This window comes from Pseudomonas sp. PDM32, from assembly GCF_019219225.1.
GTDB classification, from domain to species: domain Bacteria; phylum Pseudomonadota; class Gammaproteobacteria; order Pseudomonadales; family Pseudomonadaceae; genus Aquipseudomonas; species Aquipseudomonas laurylsulfatiphila.
In genome coordinates this window covers 270,308-286,290 of record NZ_JAHUWE010000007.1, presented here as the reverse complement: position 1 = coordinate 286,290, position 15,983 = coordinate 270,308, and the positions used below count along the sequence as shown (strand labels likewise).

11 protein-coding genes and 1 pseudogene are annotated in these 15,983 nt (G+C 59.6%); 6 read left to right on the top strand and 6 right to left on the bottom strand.

Going from position 1 to position 15,983, the window contains the following annotated elements:
- Positions 1-33: 33 nt before the first annotated feature.
- On the bottom strand, positions 34-1,776 hold the full coding sequence (locus KW846_RS15690) for a potassium/proton antiporter (protein ID WP_116580750.1): 1,743 nt from the start codon (positions 1,774-1,776) through the stop codon (positions 34-36).
- 374 nt (positions 1,777-2,150) lie between these two features.
- Here KW846_RS15690 and KW846_RS15685 point away from each other — a divergent pair, with 374 nt between their 5' ends.
- The 4 genes and pseudogenes from KW846_RS15685 to KW846_RS30470 all read left to right on the top strand — a co-directional run bounded on the left by KW846_RS15685 (position 2,151) and on the right by KW846_RS30470 (position 4,718).
- On the top strand, positions 2,151-2,381 hold the full coding sequence (locus tag KW846_RS15685; protein WP_007971835.1) for a hypothetical protein: 231 nt from the start codon (positions 2,151-2,153) through the stop codon (positions 2,379-2,381).
- Complete coding sequence (locus KW846_RS15680) at positions 2,378-2,680, top strand: cell division protein ZapA (RefSeq protein WP_007981180.1); 303 nt, start codon at positions 2,378-2,380, stop codon at positions 2,678-2,680. Before KW846_RS15685 ends, KW846_RS15680 begins: the two co-directional genes overlap by 4 nt.
- A 100-nt stretch (positions 2,681-2,780) precedes the next feature.
- Positions 2,781-3,854 (top strand): annotated as a pseudogene (locus tag KW846_RS30475) (cache domain-containing protein); the annotation flags it as partial.
- Between the two features lie 18 nt (positions 3,855-3,872).
- A complete protein-coding gene (locus KW846_RS30470) occupies positions 3,873-4,718 on the top strand; it encodes a methyl-accepting chemotaxis protein (protein ID WP_371321755.1) in 846 nt (281 codons plus the stop codon).
- Positions 4,719-4,769: 51 nt separating this feature from the next.
- Here the strand turns inward: KW846_RS30470 and KW846_RS15670 are convergent, their stop codons facing one another.
- The 3 genes from KW846_RS15670 to putA all read right to left on the bottom strand — a co-directional run bounded on the left by KW846_RS15670 (position 4,770) and on the right by putA (position 11,631).
- A complete protein-coding gene (locus tag KW846_RS15670) occupies positions 4,770-5,489 on the bottom strand; it encodes a hypothetical protein (RefSeq protein WP_218483261.1) in 720 nt (239 codons plus the stop codon).
- Positions 5,490-5,664: 175 nt separating this feature from the next.
- Positions 5,665-7,467 carry an acyl-CoA dehydrogenase gene (locus KW846_RS15665; RefSeq protein ID WP_218483259.1) on the bottom strand — a complete coding sequence of 601 codons (1,803 nt, stop codon included), beginning with the start codon at positions 7,465-7,467 and terminating at the stop codon, positions 5,665-5,667.
- 213 nt (positions 7,468-7,680) lie between these two features.
- Positions 7,681-11,631: a trifunctional transcriptional regulator/proline dehydrogenase/L-glutamate gamma-semialdehyde dehydrogenase gene (putA, locus tag KW846_RS15660; protein WP_218483257.1), complete on the bottom strand. Its 3,951-nt coding sequence runs from the start codon at positions 11,629-11,631 to the stop codon at positions 7,681-7,683.
- Positions 11,632-12,090: 459 nt separating this feature from the next.
- On the opposite strand from putA, the gene putP reads away from it, so the two are divergent.
- Complete coding sequence (gene putP, locus KW846_RS15655; RefSeq protein ID WP_218483255.1) at positions 12,091-13,575, top strand: sodium/proline symporter PutP; 1,485 nt, start codon at positions 12,091-12,093, stop codon at positions 13,573-13,575.
- A gap of 80 nt (positions 13,576-13,655) precedes the next feature.
- On the opposite strand, the gene KW846_RS15650 is transcribed toward putP, so the two are convergent.
- Positions 13,656-14,150 (bottom strand): DUF2165 family protein, encoded by a 495-nt coding sequence (locus tag KW846_RS15650; protein ID WP_218483253.1) that lies wholly within the window; start codon positions 14,148-14,150, stop codon positions 13,656-13,658.
- A gap of 207 nt (positions 14,151-14,357) precedes the next feature.
- Here KW846_RS15650 and KW846_RS15645 point away from each other — a divergent pair, with 207 nt between their 5' ends.
- Complete coding sequence (locus KW846_RS15645; RefSeq protein ID WP_095964657.1) at positions 14,358-15,194, top strand: 23S rRNA (adenine(2030)-N(6))-methyltransferase RlmJ; 837 nt, start codon at positions 14,358-14,360, stop codon at positions 15,192-15,194.
- Between the two features lie 99 nt (positions 15,195-15,293).
- Here the strand turns inward: KW846_RS15645 and msrA are convergent, their stop codons facing one another.
- Entirely contained in the window at positions 15,294-15,941 is a 648-nt protein-coding gene (gene msrA, locus KW846_RS15640; RefSeq protein WP_218483251.1) for a peptide-methionine (S)-S-oxide reductase MsrA, read from the bottom strand.
- Between the last annotated feature and the right edge of the window lie 42 nt (positions 15,942-15,983).

Sequence of the window (15,983 nt, the reverse complement as noted above, 5' to 3'; positions counted from 1 at the left end):
AAGACCGGTCAAGCAAGTGAGAGTGGAAGCAGTTTAGAGGAAGAGTCCGGGACCCGGGCGACTTCCTTCGGGGAATCTGACGCCCACTTTGCCGATCTTGTTCCCGTCCATGACCGCCACGGTCCAGATGGTGTTGTTCCATTCCACCTGGTCACCTACCACCGGCGCGCCGCCGACTTTCTGGGCAATGAAGCGGCCCAGGGACATGTCCGGATCGATGCCTTCGAACTTCAGCCCATACAGGGCCGCAACCGCGGCCAGCTGGGCGTCTCCTTCGAGTACGAAGTCGCCGAAGAAGCGCAGGTCGAGGCCCCGTTGTGGCGCCTGGCTGAAGAGTTTTCCGAGGGCCGGCAGGTTGTGTTCATGGCCGATAACACACAGCAAATCATCGACTTCCAGCACCGTACTACCCGACGGATGGAGCAATTGTTGACCACGAAACAGGGCGGCAATACGGGTGCCTTCGGGCATTTTCAGCTCACGCAGGGGCGAACCGATGCACCATTTTTCCGCGCCGAGGCGATAAACGAACAGCTCCCACTCGCTGGTGACATGCACTTCCAGGGCCGAGCGCGAAATGGGTGCAGGCTCCGGAGGTACCGTCACCTTCAGCAGCTTGGCGACCCACGGCAGACTCGTGCCCTGAACCAGCAGCGACACCAGCACGATAAAGAAGGCGAGATTGAAGTACAGCTGGGCGTTGGGCAGGCCGGCCATCAGCGGGAACACCGCGAGAATGATCGGAACCGCGCCGCGCAAACCGACCCAGGAAATGAACGCTTTCTCGCGACCGTGGAATGCCTTGAACGGCAGCAGGCCGACCACCACCGACAATGGCCGGGCAAACAGAATCATCCACAGCGCCAGTGCCAGTGCTGGCAAGGCGATTGGCAGCAGGTCGTGAGGTGTGACCAACAGCCCCAGCACCAGGAACATGCCGATCTGCGCCAGCCAAGCCATGCCGTCGAGCATGTGCAAAATGCCGTGGCGGCTGCGCACCGGACGGTTGCCGATCACCAGGCCGCACAGGTACACGGCAAGGAAGCCGCTGCCGTGCAGGGCGTTGGTCAGGGCAAACACCACCAGGCCACCGGCAATGACGAGGATCGGATAAAGACCGGTGGCCAGGTTGATGCGGTTGACCAGTTGCAACATGAGCCAGCCACCGCCCAGGCCGATGACGCCACCGATACCGAATTCGCGCAGCAGGTGGGTCAGCAGGCTCCAGTGCAGGCCGGTCTGGCCGCTGGCGAGCATGTCAATCAGGGTGACGGTGAGGAACACCGCCATCGGGTCGTTGCTGCCGGATTCGATTTCCAGGCTGGCGGTTACCCGTTCGTTCAGGCCCTTGCCACCCAATAGCGAGAACACCGCCGCGGCGTCGGTGGAGCCGACAATGGCGCCGATCAGCAGGCCCTGGATCAGGTTCAGGTCGAACAGCCAGGCGGCCGCCATGCCGGTCAAGCCAGTGGTAATCAGCACCCCGACCGTGGCCAATGAGAGCGCCGGCCATAACGCCACGCGGAAGCTCGAGACCCGGGTACGCAAGCCGCCGTCGAGCAGGATCACCGCCAGTGCGAGGTTGCCGACCAGGTAAGCCGTGGGGTAGTTGTCGAAGATAATGCCGCCGCCATCGACGCCGGCCGCCATGCCGACGGCCAGGATGATCACCAGAATCGGGATGCCGAGGCGTGACGAAAGGGAACTCACCAGAATGCTCGCACCTACCAGCAACGCGCCGATCAAGAACAGGCTGTTGATGGTCGTCGCATTCAAAGTCAGTACTCCAGAAAGCTGAAAGGCGGGCACAAACTGACCATGCAGTCTGCGTGCCAGCGATTCTAACCTGTTGAAATGTGATGCTGTCAAAAAGCTTTTGCAGGTCAAAGGATCGCAGCCTGCGGCAGCTCCTACAGGTCACGCGAGTCTGTGCAGGAGCTGCGGCAGGCTGCGATCTTTTGGTCATCACTTTTGCGTAGCAAAGGCCTCGGCGACGAATTGCAGGAACCAGATTGGCTTATCACAGTCTTTAAAACTCGCGAGGAAGGTCGCCCGTCAGCAAAATCAAGGCTTTGCGCCTGTATAACCCTGGCATCCACAGTGACTTTTCTTTATCGTACGCGCCCTTTGAAAAAGCCCGGAATATCAAAATGTTGGAAGCATCCCTAAGCCAATTGGAACAACTGGTCAGCGACCTGGTGCAGCAGAACCAGACCCTGCTCGGCACCAACCAGACCCTGACTGCAGAACTGGCCCAGGCCAAGGATGAAAACGAAAGCCTGCAACTGAGCCTGATGGAGCAGGAAGAGAAACAAGGCGCCACGGCGGCTCGCATCCAGGCCCTGGTTGAGCGCGTCAGCGCAGGCCCTGTCAGCGCATGAGTTACAACGCCGCAGGGGTAAAAGTCGTCTCGATCCTGGGGGAAGACTATTCGATCAAGGCACCGGCCGGGGAAGAGCAAACCCTGCTGGACGCCGCGATGATGTTGAAGGCAGCCCTGGCCGAAACCAAGAGAAAGTACCCGACGCTGATCGGTGACCGACTGCTGGTGCTGGCGGCGATGAATCTGTGCTCCCAGCAGATTGAAATGCAGAAACAGCACAAGCTCGAACTCGACCGTTATCAAGAGCAAGTCAGCGCCACGGTTGAAGTGATCTCCAAGACGATCAATCAGGCCTGATCGGTTTTGCGCACAACCAAAGAATAGATTGTCGGTTGGTTTGTATACAATCGGCACGGCTGTTGCAGTGTTTCAGCCTCTTATTCTTTGGGGGTGCTCCATGCAGTTCTGGCGACGCAGTATTCAATGGCAGTTGATCCTGAGCATGGGCACCGCCCTTCTGGTCAGTATCCTGATCGTGGTTGGCATTTATACCCTTGTGGTCAACCGTCTCGCCCAGAGCTATCTGGTCGAACAAGCCTTGCCGTCGAGCATCGAAGCGATGCGCAACGACATCGAGCGGATCCTCGTCCAGCCCCTCACCGCCGCCAAGGACATCGCCAGCAACAGCATGGTGCGCGACTGGTTGGCCGGGGGTGAAGACAGTGCCCGGGCCGGCACGTTTACTACCTATCTCGAAGGCATTCGCGCCGAGCACAAAGCCTTTACCGCGCTGATTGTCGGCACCGCATCCAACCACTACTTCACCGAAAAAGGCCTGGACCGGACCCTTAGCCGCTCCAATCCCAAAGACGCCTGGTTCTACGCGTTCCTCGACAGCAATCAGCCGCGCACCCTCAATATCGATAACGACACAGCCACCGGAGAATTGGCGCTGTTCATCGACCTCAAGGTCGAACAGGCTGGTAAAGTCGTGGGCGTTGCGGGGCTTGGCCTGAGCATGAAGGAGCTGTCGGAGCTGATCCACAATTTCAGCTTCGGGGAGCGCGGCAAGGTCTATCTCGTGCGTTCCGACGGTTTGATCCAGGTCCATCCCGAGGCGCAATTCAGCGGCAAACGCACCTTGACCGAGCAGATCGGCGCTACGGCGGCGCAAACGCTGATGAGTCAAAAAGCCGCCACCAGTAGCGGCTTCGAGCGCGACGGCGAAGACTTCCTCGCCTTGAGCTTACCGCTGCGCGATCTCGGCTGGACCCTGGTGGCCGAAGTGCCGCAATCGCAGATCTACGCTGAAGCCCGCCGCGCCATGTGGATGAGCAGCGGCATCGGCCTGGCGATTGCACTGGTGTGCCTGCTGCTGGTGGTGTTGCTGGCCCGTGGGCTGGTGCGGCCGATTCGCCAGGTAACAGCGGCGCTGGTGGCCATCGGTAGCGGTGGTGGAGATTTGACCCAGAGACTGGATGCCAGCCGCGCCGATGAGCTGGGTGATCTGGCGCGTGGCTTCAATCGCTTCCTGGATAGCCAGCGCGACATGATCGGTGAAGTACTGACCACCAGCGAGCGCCTGCGCACCGCTGTCGGCCAGGTGGCGCGGGTGGTGGACAACACCGCCGAACGCTCTGGTCGTCAGCAGGAAATGACCGACATGGTCGCCACCGCTGTTCACGAAATGGGCCTGACCGTGCAGGACATTGCGCAGAATGCCGGCAACGCGGCGTTCGCCTCACAAACCGCCCGTGATGAAGCGCTGCAGGCGCGGGAAGTGGTGGGTGGTTCTATCCGCCACATTGAAAGCATGTCCCGGGAAATCGGCGTCGCGGCCACGGCGGTGGCCGAGCTGGCTCATCAAGTGGCATCCATCGATCAGGTGCTGGCGGTGATTCGCGGGATTTCCGAGCAGACTAACCTGCTGGCGCTCAACGCCGCTATCGAAGCGGCGCGCGCTGGCGACATGGGGCGTGGGTTCGCCGTGGTGGCCGATGAGGTGCGCACCCTCGCGCGGCGTACGCAATCGTCCACCGATGAAATCCAGCAGATGATCGGCAGCCTCAAGCAAGGCGCGGAGAACGCGGTGTCGTCAATGCATTCCGGGCAAGCCGCGACGGGCACGGGTGTCGAGTCGAGCCAGCGTACCGGCACCTCGTTGACCGCGATTACCGGGCAAGTGGAGCGCATCAGCGACATGAACCATCAGGTGGCGACGGCGACGGAAGAGCAGTCGGCCGTGACCGAAGAGATTAACCGTAACGTGCAGGGCATTTCCGATCTGGCGCGGGCGACGGCGGGGGAGGTCAGGGCTTGTCGTGAGGATTGCCAGACGTTGCAGCGGTTGGCGGATGACCTGGCGCGGCAGATGGGTGGGTTTCGGTTGAGCTAATAGTTTTAATAATAAGACGCGCCGATAAGGGCGCGTCTGCAAGGTGAAGAACTATACCTTTATCAGCAATATTTCCCGTCCATAGAAGTGAACTCCACCGGTGGTTTGCAAATAAAAAACCTGTTTTTCCTTGACTCTCCATTCTACAAATTGCTCATCAATATAGATGTCATCCGCCGCTAGCGTTCTGAACATGTCGTCTTGTGTGAGCGCTACAGGATTAGTGTTATTTCCGTTGGGGGTTACAATTTCATTAAAGTATATATCGTTGCCGACTTTTCTATATGTTTTTTCGCTGATACGTACGTCGCCTTGATCCTTTACGACATCGTTGACTCTGGCCGACTTGTAAAACTGAGAGTCGGTGAGCATTACATAAGGATCTATAAGTGTTTTTGACTTCTTACCCCTTAATGGCGTGCCATAAACCGTTGCATTCCATTGATCGGGGCCGATACGCGTAAAGTCTTTGAAAGTGACACGGTGGGTGCTCAGGTAATGATCGTCTACCGATGTGACCTCAAACATTGCCGTAGAAGTGGTTTCTACACTTAATTCAACGTTGTTTGATGTCGTGATGATAATCCGCGTTTTTTCATCAGTAAGGCGGTAATGGTTTTTGCTGAGAACAGTGGACAGTGTTGAATCTATATTCGTCCAGACAGTGCCACGTCGCAAAGGTGTGGATGAGATAGAGGCGAGGATGCAGTAATCTTGTGTGACAAGCCCTGAAAGCTTTATGGATCGCTCTTCGAAAGTGTGTTTGCGCATGGTGATTCGCTCGTTAGAATGTAAGAGGTGGACCTCGAGTCGTACTTGCCGGGCAAACTACATGTCAGGCGAAAACACCTTATCTTGCATCATTGTTTCCCACACCTGTCAAAGATGACAGGTGTGGGAAACATTTTAATAGGAGGTCGATTACCCGCTCACCGTCCATCGGGGTTCAAAACCACTCATCCTGCATGCCCAGGCACACATCATCCCGCGCCTCAAGAATCGCCAGCTCATGGTGGCACCCCGGTACTTCCCACGTCAGGAAGTAGCGCGCCGCCTGCAACTTGCCTTTATAGAAGCTCACATCCGCAGCATTGCCTTTTGCCAGCCCTTCCTCGGCACGAATGGCCTGTTCCAGCCAACGCCAGCCGATCACCGTGTGCCCGAACACCTTCAGGTAAAGCGCCGAGTTCGCCAGGCTGCTATTGACCTTGCCTTGCCCCAAATCCGTCAGCAAACCAATGGTCACGGCTTGCAGGCGCGCCACCAGTTTCTCCAACGGCTCGCGCAGCGGCGTCAGCGACTCGAACGCCTGGGCACGTTCGGTTGTGTCGGCGATCAGGCGGATCAGTTGCTTGAGCCCCGCGCCACCGTTCTGTGCCAGTTTGCGGCCCAGCAGGTCCAGCGATTGAATGCCGTGGGTGCCTTCGTGGATCGGGTTCAGACGGTTGTCGCGATAGTACTGCTCCACCGGGTATTCACGGGTGTAGCCGTGGCCGCCGAGGATCTGGATCGCCAGTTCGTTGGCCTTCAGGCAGAACTCCGAGGGCCAGGATTTGACGATTGGCGTCAGCAAGTCCAGCAGTTCATGGGCCTGCTTGCGCTCGGTTTCGGTTTCAAGGGTGGTGGTGTCGTCGAACAGTCGCGCCGCGTACAGGCCGAGGTCGAACGAGCCTTCAACGTAGGCCTTTTGTGTCAGCAGCATGCGTTTGACGTCGGCGTGCTGAATGATTGCCACCGGCGCAGTGTTCGGGTCCTTGCTGTCCGGCACTCGGCCTTGCGGACGCTCACGGGCGTATTCCAGCGAATACAGGTAGCCGGCGTAGCCGAGCATCACCGCCCCCATGCCGACGCCAATCCGCGCCTCGTTCATCATCTGGAACATGTGGCTCAAGCCCTGGTGCGGCTTGCCCACCAGATAGCCGACACACTCGCCGTTATCGCCGAAATTCAGCGCGGTGGAGGTGGTGCCGCGCCAGCCCATCTTGTGGAACAGCCCGGCCAGCAACACGTCGTTGCGCTGGCCGAGGCTGCCGTCATCGTTGACCAGGAACTTGGGCACGATGAACAGCGAAATGCCTTTCACACCGGCCGGTGCGTCCGGCAACTTGGCCAGCACCATGTGCACGATGTTTTCCGACAGCGGATGATCACCGCCGGAGATGAAGATCTTGTTGCCCTTGAGGCGATAAGTGCCGTCGGAAGCAGGCTCGGCGCGGGTACGAATATCCGACAGCGACGAGCCCGCGTGGGGTTCGGTCAGGGCCATGGTGCCGAAGAAACGGCCGTCGATCATCGGTTGCAGGAAGCGGCGCTTTTGCTCCTCGGTACCAAAGCTTTCGATCAGGTTGGCCGCGCCCATGGTCAGGAACGGATAAGAGGTCGAAGCGGCGTTGGCCGATTGGAAGTGTGCAAAGCAAGCCTGGGACAGCAGTGTAGGAAGTTGCATGCCGCCGGCGTCGAAACTGCGCGCGGCGTTGAGGAAGCCGGCTTCGAGGAAAGCATCCACCGCCGGTTTCACTTCCGGAATCAGAATCGCCTGACCGTTCTCGTAACGCGGCTCGTTCTCGTCGCCCTTGCGGTTGTGCGGGGCGAAGAACTTCTCGGCGATGCTGCGGGCGGTGCCAATGGCTGCATCGAAGGTTTCGCGATTGTGCTCGGCGAAACGTTCACGCTGGGTCAGGCCCTCGGCATCGAGGACTTCATACAGCTCGAAAGCCAGATTGCGGGAACTGAGCAACGTCTCGGACATGGCGGCCTACCTTCTATTGGGATGGGCCGAGTCTAAGGTTGGGAATAGAGGCTGAACAGGATGATTGATCTTGGTGATGGAGAAGCAAAAGATCGCAGCCTTCGGCAGCTCCTACAGGAAAACGCATTCCAAATGTAGGAGCTGCCGAAGGCTGCGATCTTTTGATCTTGCTTTAAAGCTCGGGCAGCCGCAGCTGCCCGGTCCTGTTACGGCTTAGCCAATCGTCATCAAGCTGGCATTACCACCCGCCGCCGCCGTGTTGACGCTCAACGCACGCTCGATCACCAAACGCTCCAGCGCAATGTTGGTCTCGCCCTGCGACAGGCCCTGAACCCCGACAATCGCACCGGCACGCTTGGCAACCTGCTGGCAAACCGCACGCAACTGGTCGGAATGGCCGTGATGCACAACCGCGTCAATCACCACTTCGTCCTTGTTCCAGTCGGAAACCAGCTTGATGCGCGCCTGAATCTCCTTCGGCAGACGTGCGAACAGCGCCTTGGTCAGTTCACCTTCCGGCCACACCGCCGAACCGCCGACAGCCAGTACCGCCGCCAGTTGAGTCAGCAGGTCGCCTTCGACTTCTGCCAGGCACAGCACGTGTTCCCGTGGCAGGATCGCGTAGCTGTTGCGCTCGCCGGTCGGGCCGGCCAGAACGCGGGTGATGCCGCTTTGCGATTGCGCGGCGAATTGCACGCACAGGGTGCTCAGGTCGGCAAACTTGTTACTGTCGGCCCAGGCTTTCAGAGCGGTCAGCGGCTTGCTCATGGCGTCGCGCAGACGAACGTCCGGTGCTGCGGCGGCATCGCCACGAGCGAAGGATTGTTCGATCGCATCGGCAGGGCGGGTCGACAGCAGGCGGTACAGGTACAGCGGGCCACCGGCTTTCGGGCCGGTACCCGACAGGCCTTCGCCGCCGAACGGCTGCACGCCGACCACGGCACCGACGATGTTGCGGTTGACGTAGACGTTACCGGCATTGACGTTGTCGATCACCTTGGCGATGGTTTCGTCGATGCGGGTGTGCACGCCCAGGGTCAGGCCGTAGCCGGAAGCGTTGATCTGGCCGATCAGTTGATCGATGTCTTTGCGCTTGTAGCGAACCACGTGCAGCACCGGGCCAAAGATCTCCCGCTGTAGTTCGTCGAAGCTTTCCAGTTCGATCAGGGTCGGCATCACGAAAGTGCCGCGTTTGACTTCTTCGGCGTCGGCGATGGCCACCTGGTACACGCTGCGACCTTTGTCGCGCATGGCCTGGATGTGCTTTTCGATGCCAGCCTTGGCTTCGGCGTCGATCACCGGACCGATGTCCACGGACAGACGCTCAGGGTTGCCGAGACGGCTTTCAGCCATCGCACCCTTGAGCATTTCGATGACGCGGTCGGCGGAATCTTCCTGCAGGCACAGGACGCGCAGGGCCGAGCAACGCTGGCCGGCACTGTCGAATGCCGACGAAACCACGTCGATCACCACTTGTTCGGTCAGTGCCGAAGAGTCGACGATCATCGCGTTCTGGCCACCGGTTTCGGCGATCAGCGGGATCGGACGGCCCTGGCTGTCCAGGCGGCCGGCGATGTTGCGTTGCAGCAAGCGCGCGACTTCGGTGGAACCGGTGAACATCACGCCTTTGACGCGATCGTCGCCGACCAGGCCGGCACCCACGGTTTCACCGCGACCCGGCAGCAGTTGCAGCACGCCTTCAGGGATGCCGGCTTCGAGCAGCAGGCGCACGGCTTGAGCGGCGACCAGCGGCGTTTGTTCCGCAGGCTTGGCCAATACCGGGTTACCGGCGGCCAGCGCAGCAGCCACTTGACCACTGAAGATCGCCAGCGGGAAGTTCCACGGGCTGATGCACACCACTGGACCCAGCGGACGGTGAGCGTCGTTGGTGAAGTCGTTGCGTGCCTGCACCGCGTAGTAACGCAGGAAGTCCACGGCTTCACGCACTTCGGCGATGGCATTGGCAAAGGTCTTGCCGGCTTCGCGGGCCAGCAGGCCCATCAACGGCTGGATCTCGGCTTCCATCAGGTCGGCGGCACGTTCCAGGATCGCGGCGCGTTCGGCGGGCGGTGTGGCCTGCCAGATCGGCGCAGCGTTGAGGGCGCACTGGATCGCGTTGTCGACGTCTTCGACGGTGGCTTCCTGCACATGGCCGACCACGTCACGCAGATCGGACGGGTTCAACACGGGAGCCGGGGCTTCGTTGCTGGATGCGCAGCCGAGTATCGGTGCGGCTTTCCAGTGGTTGTGCGCGGTAGCGAGAAGTGCGCAGGACAGCGACGCCAAACGATGTTCGTTGGCCATGTCGATGCCGCTGGAGTTGGCGCGCTCGGCGCCATACAGGTCACGCGGCAACGGAATGCGCGGGTGCGGCAGGCCGAAACCCCCTTCCACGGTTGCCATCTGCTCGATGCTGGCTACCGGATCGGCCACCAGTTCCTGAATCGAAATCGACTGGTCGGCGATACGGTTGACGAACGAGGTGTTCGCGCCGTTTTCCAGCAGGCGACGCACCAGGTAGGCCAGCAGGGTCTCGTGGGTGCCGACCGGTGCGTACACGCGGCACGGACGGTTCAGCTTGCCTTCGGAGACTTTGCCTACAACCTGTTCGTACAGCGGTTCACCCATGCCGTGCAGGCACTGGAACTCGTACTGGCCCGGGTAATAGTTCTGACCGGCGATGTGATAAATGGCCGACAGGGTGTGGGCGTTGTGCGTGGCGAACTGCGGGTAGATGACTTCCGGCACCGACAGCAATTTGCGTGCGCAAGCGATGTAGGACACGTCGGTGTACACCTTGCGGGTATAGACCGGGTAGCCTTCCAGGCCTTCGACCTGGGCGCGCTTGATTTCGCTGTCCCAGTACGCGCCTTTTACCAGGCGGATCATCAGACGATGACGGCTGCGGCGAGCCAGGTCGATCACGTAGTCGATCACGTACGGGCAACGCTTCTGATAAGCCTGGATCACGAAACCGATGCCGTTCCAGCCGGTCAGTTGCGGCTCGAAGCACAGGCGCTCGAGCAGGTCCAGCGACAGCTCGAGGCGGTCGGCTTCTTCGGCGTCGATGTTCAGGCCGATGTCGTATTGCTTGGCCAGCAAGGTCAGCGACAGCAGGCGCGGGTACAGTTCATCCATCACGCGCTCGTACTGGGCGCGGCTGTAGCGCGGGTGCAGGGCGGACAGCTTGATGGAAATGCCCGGGCCTTCATAAATCCCGCGACCGTGGGAGGCCTTGCCGATCGAGTGGATGGCTTGTTCGTACGAGGCCAGGTACTTCTGGGCGTCGTGCTCGGTGAGTGCGGCTTCACCCAGCATGTCGTAGGAATAGCGGAAGCCCTTGGCTTCGAACTTGCTGGCGTTGGCTAGGGCTTCGGCGATGGTTTCGCCGGTCACGAACTGCTCGCCCATCAGGCGCATGGCCATGTCGACGCCCTTGCGGATCATCGGCTCGCCGCTCTTGCCGATGATGCGGCTCAGGGACGAAGTCAGCCCGGCTTCGTTGTGGGTCGACACCAGCTTGCCGGTCAGCAGCAGGCCCCAGGTGGCGGCGTTGACGAACAGCGACGGGCTGTTGCCCAGGTGCGGCTGCCAGTTGCCGGTGCTGATCTTGTCGCGGATCAGGGCGTCACGGGTGCCTTTGTCCGGGATGCGCAGCAGCGCTTCGGCCAGGCACATCAGCGCCACGCCTTCCTGGGACGACAGGGAGAATTCCTGCAGCAGGCCCTGAACGATGCCGGCGCGGCCGCCAGCGCTCTTCTGATTGCGCAGTTTTTCAGCAATCGAGGCAGCGAGTTTGTTGGTGGCTTCGGCCATCGGTGCCGGCAGGCGAGCCTGTTCGATCAGCATCGGCACGACTTCCGGCTCAGGGCGGCGGTAGGCGGCGGTGATCGAGGCGCGCAGTACCGACTGCGGCAGGATGCTTTCGGCGAATTCGAGGAAGCACTGGTGGGCGTGATCCAGAGGCGCGTCGACGCTGTCGTCGGAGTCCTTGGTCAAACCGCTCAGCTCGGTCAGGGTTGCACCACCCTCGAGTTTTTCCAGGTAATTGAAGATTGCCTGCTTGATCAACCAGTGCGGCGTGCGATCAATCGAGGTCGCGGCGGCCTTGAGGCGTTCGCGGGTCGGGTCGTCAAGTTTGACCCCAAGGGTGGTGGTAGCCATGTTTTTATCCTCATGTTTGCCACGACTGCGTGGCATCAGCTGGCGGCAAGATTAGCCGTGCGACTGTTGAGGTGCAACCGGGTGCAACCTTTTTTTGTCGGAATATTACGCAGCTCGTCAGGAAATAAATTCTGGTACGGATGTGCCGTATCTGCTTGGTGCTTTTTAACGCGGTTGGCTCTGTTTCTTGCTCCGAAAAGGAGCAAAAACCGGTGTTTGATATTTATTTCCGACTAGGTGCAACTTATTCTCCAGAAACTGGTTGCACCTTATTTGCTTTGTTGAATAGCATTCGCGCCCAAGGTGCAACCCGGAAAAATCCGGGTGCTCCGGCTGATGGCTTTCCTGGGGAAACATCAGTCATAAATGCGCGGGAATCCGGATCGTCTGTCAAACGTATGCGTTTGCGAGCGGTTCACCAGCCGCCGCTACATAAAAACAAAGCCAGGGCGTAACTTAATGAGCGTAAGCAATCCAACCCTGATCACGTTCGTGATCTACATCGCAGCAATGGTGCTGATCGGCTTGATGGCCTATCGCTCCACCAACAACCTTTCCGACTATATTCTGGGCGGTCGCAGCCTGGGCAGCGTCGTGACTGCACTGTCCGCCGGTGCCTCCGACATGAGCGGCTGGTTGTTGATGGGCTTGCCCGGCGCAATCTACATGTCCGGTCTTTCCGAAAGCTGGATCGCCATCGGCCTGATCGTCGGCGCCTACTTGAACTGGCTGTTCGTCGCCGGCCGTCTGCGCGTGCAAACCGAGCACAACGGTGATGCACTGACCCTGCCGGACTACTTCGCCAGCCGTTTCGAAGACAAGAGCGGCCTGCTGCGGATCATCTCTGCGGTCGTGATCCTGGTGTTCTTCACCATCTACTGCGCTTCCGGCATTGTGGCCGGTGCCCGTTTGTTCGAAAGCACCTTCGGCATGTCCTACGAAACAGCGCTGTGGGCCGGTGCTGCGGCGACGATTGCCTACACCTTTATCGGCGGATTCCTGGCCGTAAGCTGGACAGATACCGTACAAGCCACCCTGATGATCTTCGCGTTGATCCTGACGCCAATCATCGTGCTGTTGGCCACCGGTGGTGTCGACACAACCTTCCTGGCCATCGAAGCGCAAGACCCAAGCAACTTCGACATGCTCAAGGGCACCACTTTCATCGGCATCATCTCGCTGATGGGTTGGGGTCTGGGCTACTTCGGTCAGCCGCACATCCTCGCGCGTTTCATGGCGGCTGATTCGGTGAAATCGATTGCCAAGGCCCGACGCATCTCCATGACCTGGATGATCCTGTGCCTGGGCGGCACCGTGGCAGTCGGCTTCTTCGGTATCGCCTACTTCTCGGCGCACCCGGATGTGGCTGGCGCAGTCTCCGAGAACCACGAGCGTGTGTTTATCGAGCTGGCCAAGATCCTGTTCAACCCATGGATCGCGGGTATCCTGCTGTCGGCCATTCTGGCGGCGGTCATGAGCACCCTGAGCTGCCAGTTGCTGGTGTGCTCGAGCGCCCTGACCGAAGACTTCTACAAGACCTTCCTGCGTAAATCCGCTTCGCAGCTGGAACTGGTCTGGGTCGGTCGTGCCATGGTGCTGCTGGTTGCCCTGATTGCTATCGCACTGGCAGCCAACCCGGAAAACCGCGTACTGGGTCTGGTGAGCTACGCCTGGGCCGGCTTCGGTGCCGCATTCGGTCCGGTCGTACTGATCTCCGTGATCTGGAAAGACATGACCCGCAACGGCGCACTGGCCGGCATCCTGGTCGGCGCGATCACCGTGATCGTCTGGAAACACTTCGAACTGCTGGGCCTGTACGAAATCATCCCGGGCTTCATCTTCGCCAGCCTGGCGATCTACTTCGTAAGCAAAATGGGCACACCGACTGCCGGCATGTTCCAGCGTTTCGCGGCGGCAGAGAATGATTATCGTCTGAACAAGTGATGAGTGATGGGGGGAACGCTTCCCGTCCCTGATAAAAAAACGGCTCGCAGCTTTTGGTGCGGGCCGTTTTTTATTGGTGATCAGTCAAGATCGGAATCGGGCTGATTCAGAAAGATCAGCACGCCCAGTATTGCCATGTAGAACCTGAAGGCTGCGTCCTGACCATTCCAAATATCGGATTGCCACATCAGAAACCACTCACCTCCAACAACCATGAAGCCGAAAAACCACACGAAAAACCCGGTCGTCAAACCCGCTACGGCCCACTTCCTGGCCTGTCTGAACTCATGCCCACCGGCTGACCGCGAGCGCCAGAGCTGTAGTGCGCCGTAGCCAAGAAGTCCACAGGTAATGGCTTCGCCAAGGATGATCAGCCAGTAAGCCCCATGCCACACCCAAGGCAGATCAATTGCGCGATACCGGGCGGCGTTGTCAGGGAAGGTGGTATCCATGCTCAGCACATGCCGGACGAAGTTGAAGTTGGAAGCGTAGTCGGTGATGTTGTTGAACACGGTCATGAAGGCGAATGCGGCGAGCGCCAGCGTCATTGCAATCTTTGCGTAGCGAATGGTCATTTGTGCGTCCTTTGCTTTTTTCGACAAAGAACGCTATCACACCGGTTTGCAGGTTCGGGAGTCATCCTGTTGTGAGGCGTTTCTGAATTTGTCGAGTGATGGTGCGTGCTTGTTGCCGCTATGAATGCTTGAAGTGTCCGCTCAGTCGCCAACCCCTGACTTGCCGGCCGGTAAAAGGTAAACTTCCCGGCCTTCGCAGGAGCAACCATGAATTATCGTCACGCCTTCCATGCCGGCAATCACGCCGATGTGTTCAAACACCTGACCTTGACCCGCCTCATCGCCCTGATGTCGCGCAAGGAGCAGCCGTTTGCCTATCTCGACACTCACGCCGGCATCGGTCTGTATGACCTTCAGGGTGATCAGGCCAGCCGTACCGGCGAGTACCTGGAAGGCATTGCGCGTTTGTGGGGTCAGCCGGATCTGCCGATCCTGACCGCCGATTACATGCAGGTGCTGCATGAGATGAACCCGGATGGCCAGTTGCGCTATTACCCGGGGTCGCCGGAGCTGGCGCGACGTTTGACTCGCCCGCAGGACCGCGTGTTGCTCAATGAGAAACACCCGGAAGACGGCGTGCTGCTCAAGGATAATATGGCCGGTGATCGTCGGGTCAAGGTGCACCTGGGCGAAGGCTGGCATGTGTCGCGGGCCTTGTTGCCGGTGCCGGAGAAGCGTGCGGTGATGTTGATCGATCCGCCGTTCGAGAAGCTCGACGAGATGCAGCGTTGTGCCGCGTCGCTCAAGGAAGCGATTGGCCGGATGCGCCAGACTGTGGCGGCGATCTGGTACCCGGTGAAGGATCAGCGCGCGCTGCGGCGGTTCTACCAGGACCTGGCCGGTACCGGTGCGCCGAAGTTGTTGCGGGTGGAGTTGCTGGTGCATCCGCTGGATACGCCGAACAGCCTGAACGGCTCCGGGCTGGCGATTGCCAATCCGCCGTGGGGGCTGGAGGAGGAGTTGCGTGAGCTGCTGCCGTGGTTGTCCGAGAAGCTTGGACAGACCCAGGGTGGGTGGCGGATGGATTGGTTGATTGCCGAGTAACAAGCGGCGTGATCAAAAGATCGCAGCCTGCGGCAGCTCCTACAGGTTATTCGTACGCCTGTAGGAGCTGCCGAAGGCTGCGATCTTTTGTTTTAGCGATCAGATCGGGCAGGTCACGCCGGTACCGCCGATGCCGCAGTAGCCTTCTGGATTCTTGGCCAGGTACTGCTGGTGGTAAGCCTCGGCGAAGTAGACCGTTGGGGCTTCTTCGATTTCGGTGGTGATGTCGCCTTTGCCAGCCTTGGTCAGTTCGACCTGGAACACTTCTTTGCTGCGTTTGGCAGCGGCCAATTGCGTCGGATTGGTCGCATAGATCACCGAGCGATATTGGGTGCCGATGTCGTTGCCCTGACGCATGCCCTGGGTCGGGTTGTGCAGTTCCCAGAACATCTTCAGCAATTCTTCGTAACTGACTTTTGCCGGCTCATAGACCACGAGCACCACTTCGCTGTGGCCGGTCAGGCCTGAGCAGACTTCTTCGTACGTAGGGTTTGGCGTGAAACCGCCGGCGTAACCCACCACGGTGCTGACGACGCCTTCACGCTGCCAGAAACGACGTTCCGCCCCCCAGAAGCAGCCGAGGCCGAAGATCGCGAAGTCGACATCGGTGGCGAACGGACCCAGCAGCGGGGCGTCGTGGACGAAATGTCTTTCCGGCAGGTTCATCGGGGTTTCGCGGCCAGGCAGAGCTTGTTCTTTAGTAGGGAGCACGTTTTTGTTCACCAGAATTTCCGAGCGCAGAACCATGATCAGTCCTCTCAGTCAGGATAATTAGACAGACAAGCAGTT